Here is a 7,403-nt window from a genome sequence, read left to right as displayed (position 1 = left end):
CCGACAGCCCCCCAACCATGTTCGCTTCGCCAAGGGCGGCTGACATCGTCGGGGCAGACGCCCCGCTCGGGTTGACAAGAGTCGCCGGAAACGGCTGTACCGGCGCGTCCCCGGGTCCCGGCCACGGTTCTGTCCCTTGCCAGCCGCTGATGATGTTATCTGTGTTCTGACCGGAGACAGTGCCGAGATAGGCGATCGGAAGGTCGACCGGCCCAGAGAGGGCATCCATCGGGATGATCCCGAAAAGGGTAACCAGATCGGTTGGTGCACTGAAAAAGACGCTGATCAGGTTCGCCAGCGTAGTCAGCGGGTCGGTCTGGGCCGGTGCTGCTGCCGCCGACAACGCTTGCGGCACAATCGATATGGTGTCTTGCGCGTTGCCGGCAGCGGTGCCGCTAGCCTGGTTGACTGCAGCAGCCTGGCTGGCCGTTCCGCCCGGATCGGTGTTCTGGTGCGGTGAGGTGAACGGGCTCAGCACGGTCGCAGCTGCCGACGAACCCGCATAGCCGTACATCGCCAACGCATCCTGCGCCCACATTTCGGCGTACAGCGCCTCGGTGGCCGCGATCGCCGGTGTGTTCTGTCCCAAGAAGTTCGTCGCCACCAGCACCGCCAGCAGGGTGCGGTTGGCCGCGATCTCGGGTGGCGGCACCGTCATCGCAAACGCCGCCTGGTAACCGGCGACCGCCGCCCGGGCCTGGGCGGCGGTCTCTTCGGCCTGCGCAGCGGTTGCGCTCAGCCATTCCACGTAGGTCCCGGCCGCGGTCGTCATCGACGTGGATGAGGGACCCGACCACGACCCGGAGGTCAGCTCCGACACGACTGACTGATAAGCGCTTGCCGCGGTATACAGTTCGTCAGCCAAGCTGCCCCAGGCTTGCGCAGCGGCCATCATCGGCCCCGATCCAGGACCGGTATACATCCGGCCGGAGTTGATCTCCGGCGGATAGATCCCGAAATCCATTGCTGCGCATTCCTCTTCCAGGCAACCGGCGCTTGCGCCGCACGGCGGCGGGCGGCTCAGCGACCGAGCAGGCGGTTCTTCTGCTCGGTGTATTCCTCATCGGTCAGAATTCCTTCATCACGGAGCTTGGCGAAGTCGCGTAGCTCGGCCGCGACCCCGGTGACTACGGTCCGAGGTTTGTCTTTAGGAGCGTCGTCGTTATCGCCTGTGGCGGCACGGTCACCGGTGGTTGCCGCTTCTTTGCCGCGAGCCGGCGCAGCTGCGCCTTTCGCCGCCTTGCCGGCACCCCGGCTGGCGCCGGTGCCGACGGTTCCGGCCATGGCTCGCCCGGCCATACCCGCCAGCGCCATTTCGCTGAGCATGCTTCCCGAACCGGCTTCTGCCGCTGGCGCGGCGGCGGCGGTGGCCGCGGTTTCCGGCAGTGCCGGCAGCGTGTACGAGATGGGCTTTACCGCCGGTGTGGCGACGGTCCACGTCGGCGGCACGGACAACGCGCCGATCGTGTTCGCTTCGCCCAGACCCGCCGCGACGCTGGGCGGCGGTAACGTGCCCTCGGGCAGGTTGAGGAGGGGTGCGGGGAACGGTTCTACCGGTGCCGGCCCTTCATCCGGCCAGGCCTTTTCCCCGTTCCAACCGCTGACGACGTCGTCGGTGTGCAAACCGGTCCCGGCACCGATGATGTCCAGCGGAAGTGCAACCACCCCGATCGTGCCGAATGGTATGTCAGCGGCGAAGGTGGCGATGGCCGCCGGTGCGTCGAGGAAAATGGCAATTAGGTTGCTCAATGTGCTCAGCGGGTCCGTCTGGGCCGGCGCCGCGGCGCCCGTTGCGAGGCTTTGCAACGCGTTGGGTACCGATGAAAAAGCTTGCTGAATCGACGACACGGTGCTCTGCACGTTGCCGGCCGACGTGCCGGCGGCCTGGGTGGCTGCGGCGGCTTGGGCGGTCGACCCGCCCGGGGTGGTGTTCTGCTGCGGAGGGGTGAACGGTGTCAGTGATGTCGCGGATGCCGACGAAGCTGCGTAGCCGTACATCGCCGCGGTGTCCTGCGCCCACATCTCGGCGTATTGCGCTTCGTTGGCCGCAATCGCCTGCGTGTTCCGGCCGAACAGGTTCGTCGCCACCAGCGTCATCAATCGGCTGCGGTTTGCCGCAACCATCGGCGGCGGCACCGTCGCGGTGAACGCGGTTTGATAGGCGGCGGCCGCCGTTTTGGCTTGGGCGGCCGTTTCCTCGGCCTGGGTGGCGGTGGCGTTGAGCCACGCGACGTAGGACGCGGCCGCGGCTGCCATCGACGTGGATGCCGGGCCCAGCCAGGGCCCGGCGGTCAATCCGGAGACCACCGATTGATACGAGTTGGCCGCCGAATGTAGCTCGGCGGCCAGTCCTTCCCAGGCCTCGGCGGCGGTGAGCATTGGCGCCGACCCGGGGCCGGCATACATTCGAGCGGAGTTAATCTCTGGCGGATAGATCCCGAAATCCATTGCTAAGCCACCCCTCTAGTTCGCCGCGACCGAGTTGGCCCAGTCGGTGGCGCGACACGCCCCGACACTGGTCCGTGTGGCGGTTACGAACTTCTCGCGCCCGGCCGTGGCTGCGCCAGTGACTCTTGGATGAATGGTGGCATGCGCCAAGGCCTTTGTCGCCTCACGGCCCGGCGCGTCGTCAGCTGACGTCAGCATCGCCGGGGGCATTACGGCGGTCGCATTGGCACCGCTCACCGCGCCGACAATGCGTGGCAAAATCGCCGCCTGCCGCTGTAGACATTCGGGGTCACCGGCCTTGGAAACCATTGCCCTCCCTTTCCGGATAATGGTCGGGCAAACCGCCTAATTCGTAGTGCCAGGTCGTGGTTTAGGGCGCCCACCAGCACACTGTCTTGACCGTCAGGCGATCTCATTATCGGTTCTTTACGGCAGCTATTCAATTCGTGACGCGTTCTTAATGGCCGTTTGTAGCAGCAATCACTTGTTTTTCTCAGGTTAATCACCTGTATTTCTCAGGTTTAGGGATTTGTCGCCATCGCTTGCGGGCTGGCCGCGATGCGACATCTGCTTTCGCCCCCTGGTCGCTAGCCCGCTGCCGTCCGGACCCGATTCTAAGCAGCGGGTCCTGTGAGGTAGCTGGTAGCGACTTGGGCGTTAGCTGTCAGCGTCAACCGGTCTTTGCTTGGCGGACGTCGAGCTGGACATCTTGGCCCTGTTTGTCTAGTTGACCACTCTGGCCGTCGCGGGGGCCTTCCTCGCCGGTCTCGGGTGGCCGGAGCGGCAGCCCCCTGCGCAACGTGGTCAGCAAATCTCGGTACGGGCCGACGAGGTAGACGGTGTCGCCTCCTTGAAGCCGGTCATCCCGGCGTGGGCGCAGCTGGATCGGTCCGTCCTGCCGATTGAACGCGATGACGCGAATCTGGGTGGACATCTCGAACATCTGCAACCCGTCCAGGTCGCTGCCGGGTGCCACCCGCATTGCGCCGACCATGAAGGAACTCTGCCCGACCGAAAACGTCCCCAGCACCTCCAGGCCGCTCGCGGCGCCAATGAACCACGGTGCGGCCAGTTCGACGGTGGACCGGACGTTATCGAACCCGAACCGTTTGGCGACCGCGAAACCCAGCGCGCGGTCATATACCCGCAGCACAAGCGGAACTTCGGCCCGCCGGTTGATCTCGGGCAGCACCCGCGGTCCCAACATCTCGGCCAGGATGATCCCGGTCTCGATGTTGATCATGTCGTCGCGCGTCACTACTGCCACCGCACGGGCGCGATCCAGCCGCGCTGATTCCAGTGTTTGGAGCAGCGTGGCGTCCCCGAAGATCACCGGCACGTCGAGTTCGTGCGCCACCGACAAGAAGCGGTTCTCCTCGTTACGCTCGATCACCGCGACGTCGTGTCCGGCGGCGACCAGATCGCTGACGACCCGGATCCCGAGCTCGCTGAGCCCGACGACGATGATGTGGTTGCGCAGGTGACGCGCCCGCGGGCGCCCGGCAGCCGCGACGAAGCGCTGCGACAGCAACACGTCGGCGATGAACGCGACGAGCAAAGCAATGGTGGTCGCTCCGCCGAACATCAACATGGCAGCGAACAGGCGTAGCCACATCACCTGATGGCCGAAGCTGAAGTCGCCGTAGCCCGTGGTCGTGATCGTCTCGACGGTGAAGTACAGCGCGTCAATCCACGACATCCGCGGGCGCTGGTAGTTGTAATGCAACACGGCGATTGAGGTGAGAAGCAGGATGCCCGCTGCCGCCAACGCCGGATAAAACGCCGGGTTGAAGTCATTGAGCACCACCCGGATGGCATCGAGCACTCGCCGCAGCCGGGGCTGCCGTGCGCGCGTCCCGGTCGGCTGTCGGACCTTGACGCCGCGGTCGGCCGCCTCGTCAGCGGTCCCGATCATCACCGTCCAGTCGCCGGCGTACACCTGCTCATTCCGAGTCGGACATGCCACCACGTCGCCGGTTGCGGGGGAGTTCTCCCCACGAATGATTGCTACCGGTGCCAATTCGCCGTAGATTTCGCGCAGCGTCCCGTCGCGGGGTGCTTCGCTGCCGGAGGCGACGAATTTGATGCCGGCGGCATCAAACGGGTGGGTGGTGCGCGTCAGGCAGGCTTCGACGACCGACGGCGCCGCGATTTCCGCGACGTTGAAGATTGCACCGGGTCCGTTGTCGTCAGCCACTGCTTCGCGCAGCACGTCGTTGGTCAGCCGCGCCACCACACGCAGCTTCGGGTTGGCTTTTCTTGCCAGCAGCGCGATTTCGAGATTTGTCGCGTCGTCGTCGCCGGCACAGACGACGGCGATGGCGCGCGCGACCTCGGCGCGGGCGAGCTCGCGGGCCACGCCGACTTCGGCAAGCGCGCTGTTGTCCAGCTTGACAACACGCGCGCCAGCCCTTTTCAGTTCATCGATGATCGTCGTGGCCAGCGCATCGTCACCGCTGACAATGAAGTGATGATGCATACTCTCATCCGCCACTCGGGAATACCTGATCGCGATCGAGTCCAAGACTCAGCGCGGGGAGGCACCCGCTTTGCCGATGCCGTTACTGTTGGAGGTTACACCACGGCTTTATCTCGTCGGGCCGTGACACCGAATTTTGCGTCACGCGAAGGTGACTGGCTACCATCCGCGATTCGCGGCACCCGAACGCAGACGAGATCCCGAAGGCATTCTCGGACAGAGTGATTCGCCCGCGGCGAGCCAGTCCTGGCGTCTGGCTGTGAACGGATTGGATCTAGGCACGGAAAAGCACTGTGGCGATCGGTGCGTCGTGAGCGAGGTGTCCGTTGATGAACGACAAAACGATCACGCTTCGAAGCGATAGCCCATGCCCGCCTCGGTCAGCAGATGGTTGGGGCGCGACGGGTCATCCTCGAGCTTGCGCCGCAGCTGCGCCAGATAGACACGCAAGTAGTGAGTTTCTTTTGCATACTTGGGTCCCCACACCTCTCTGAGAATGTCCTCGCGCCCGACCAGCTTGCCGCGATTGCGCACCAGTATTTCCAGCATTCCCCACTCTGTGGGCGTCAGGTGGACCTCCATGCCGTTCTTGATCACCTTCTTTGCCGACAGGTCGACAGTGAATGACCTGGTTTCCACCACCGGCTCGTTTCCGTCTGCTGACACAGCGGCCCGTCGCACCGCGGCGCGCAGCCGTGCCAGCAGCTCGTCCATGCCGAATGGCTTGGTGATGTAGTCGTCTGCACCGGCATCCAGTGCTCCTACCTTGTCCGCGGAATCGGTTCGTGCCGACAGCACGATCACCGGCGCGCTCATCCAACCGCGCAGCCCGGCGAGCACCTCGATGCCGGATATGTCGGGCAGGCCAAGGTCCAGGATCACCACCTCGGGATGTTGATCGGCCGCGGCCCGCAGCGCAGCCGATCCGCTTGCGGCAGTTGTCACTTCATAGCCGCGCACCGACAGGTTGATTCGCAGCGCCCGCAGAAGCTGCTGGTCGTCATCCGCCACGAGTACGCGGGTCATGAGCGCTGCTCCTGCGGCGGCGCTTCCAGGTCCACAAGAACGGTCAGCCCGCCGCCAGGGGTGTCGGTCGCTGCAATCGTGCCGCCCATCGCCTCGACGAACCCCTTGGCCACCGACAGGCCGAGGCCCAGACCGGTGCTGTTGTCAGTATCGCCCAGCCGCTGGAACGGCTCGAACATCTGCTCCGCGGCGCCTTTGGCGACTCCCGGTCCTTCGTCGACGACGTTGATCAGTACCCGCGCCCCCACCTGGCCCGCATTGACCCGCACCATGCTGTTGGGTGCGTAGCGCAGCGCGTTGTCGATGAGGTTCGCCAGCACCCGTTCCAGCAGACCCGAGTCGGCCATCGCGACGGTCCCGCCGACCTCCACCTTGACCCGGTCGAGGCTGCCCCGGCCGAAGACCGTGGTGCGCTTGCCGATGCTGACAAGCGCGCGCTGCACGACCTCTTCGAGATAGACCTCGGACAGCTGTGGCCGGACCACGCCGGCTGCCAGCCGAGACGAGTCCAGCAGGTTGGCCACCAGGGCGGTCAGCTGGTCGATCGACTCTTCAACGGTGGCAAGCAATTCGGCGGTGTCCTCGGGTGAGAACCAGACGTCTTCGGCGCGCAGGCTGGATACCGCTGCCTTGGCGGCGGTCAGCGGAGTCCGCAGGTCGTGGCCGAGGGCAGAGAGCAGCAGGCGACGCAGCTCGTCGGCCTCGGCCAGGGATTGAACCTTGCCGGCCTCTCGGGCGAGCTCACCTTGTTTGACCAGACCTGCGGCTTGTGTTGCGACAACCGAGAGCACCCTGCGGTCACGGCCGGTCAAGGCGCGGCCGGACAACAGCATCCAGAATTCCTCATCACCCACTTTCACGGCGGTGTCAGCGGAATCCACCGTCGCGCATGGGTCTTTGCCCACACTTGCGACCGTCTTCGGGCGACCGTCGACGTCACGCACCAGGCACACCGCGCGCTGCGAGTAAGCCTCCCGTACCCGCTCCAGCAGCGTGGCGAGATCGGCGCCGCGCAGCACCGACCCGGCGAACAGCGCCAGCAATTCTGCCTCCTGGGTCGCTCGCCTGGCTTCGCGGGCACGGCTGGCCGCAGCGTCCACCAGCACGGCGATCGCCATCGCGACCCCCAGCAAAACCACAATGGTGACGGCGTTGCTGGGGTTGTTGACCGTGAAGGAATATCGCGGTTCGGTGAAGAAAAAGACCAATAACGCGCCGGACAGCATCCCCGACAGCACGGCCGGTGCCACACCGCCGAACAGCGCGACGGCAATCACCCCGGCGAAGAAGACCGCGGTCTTTCCGCCGATGTCCAGCACCGGGTCCAACCACTCCGCCGTGATCCCCAAGAGGGCCCACGGCACAGTGATGGCGGCAAGCCAGGACGCGATGTTGCGAGCGCGCGGCGAGACCGACGAGAACGAAAACCCGCGGTGAGCCTGCTCATGGG

The 7,403-nt window shown here is 65.4% G+C and carries 6 protein-coding genes; all 6 read right to left on the bottom strand.

Annotation, left to right across the window (positions count from 1 at the left end; translation table 11 throughout):
- A partial coding sequence (locus WAN71_RS05415; protein ID WP_422224349.1) for a PPE family protein occupies window positions 1-964 on the bottom strand: 964 nt, incomplete at its 3' end.
- A 56-nt stretch (window positions 965-1,020) separates the two neighbouring features.
- The gene (locus WAN71_RS05410; protein ID WP_422224348.1) at window positions 1,021-2,448 is read right to left on the bottom strand and encodes a PPE family protein, SVP subgroup; all 1,428 of its coding nucleotides are present in this window, start codon (window positions 2,446-2,448) and stop codon (window positions 1,021-1,023) included.
- A gap of 15 nt (window positions 2,449-2,463) precedes the next feature.
- Window positions 2,464-2,757, bottom strand: coding sequence for a hypothetical protein (locus tag WAN71_RS05405; RefSeq protein WP_422224347.1), 294 nt, complete (start codon window positions 2,755-2,757; stop codon window positions 2,464-2,466).
- A gap of 361 nt (window positions 2,758-3,118) precedes the next feature.
- Window positions 3,119-4,927, bottom strand: a complete 1,809-nt coding sequence (locus WAN71_RS05400; protein WP_422224346.1) for an NAD-binding protein — start codon at window positions 4,925-4,927, stop codon at window positions 3,119-3,121.
- A gap of 345 nt (window positions 4,928-5,272) precedes the next feature.
- Window positions 5,273-5,953, bottom strand: coding sequence for a response regulator (locus tag WAN71_RS05395; RefSeq protein ID WP_422224345.1), 681 nt, complete (start codon window positions 5,951-5,953; stop codon window positions 5,273-5,275).
- Window positions 5,950-7,403, bottom strand: a 1,454-nt coding sequence (locus WAN71_RS05390) for a sensor histidine kinase (RefSeq protein WP_422224344.1), incomplete at its 5' end; no start/stop codon positions are given. The genes WAN71_RS05395 and WAN71_RS05390, both read right to left, overlap by 4 nt.

The sequence above is a fragment of the Mycobacterium sp. genome (genome assembly GCF_049280035.1).
GTDB lineage: Bacteria > Actinomycetota > Actinomycetes > Mycobacteriales > Mycobacteriaceae > Mycobacterium.
This window is presented reverse-complemented; position numbering and strand designations above follow the sequence as displayed.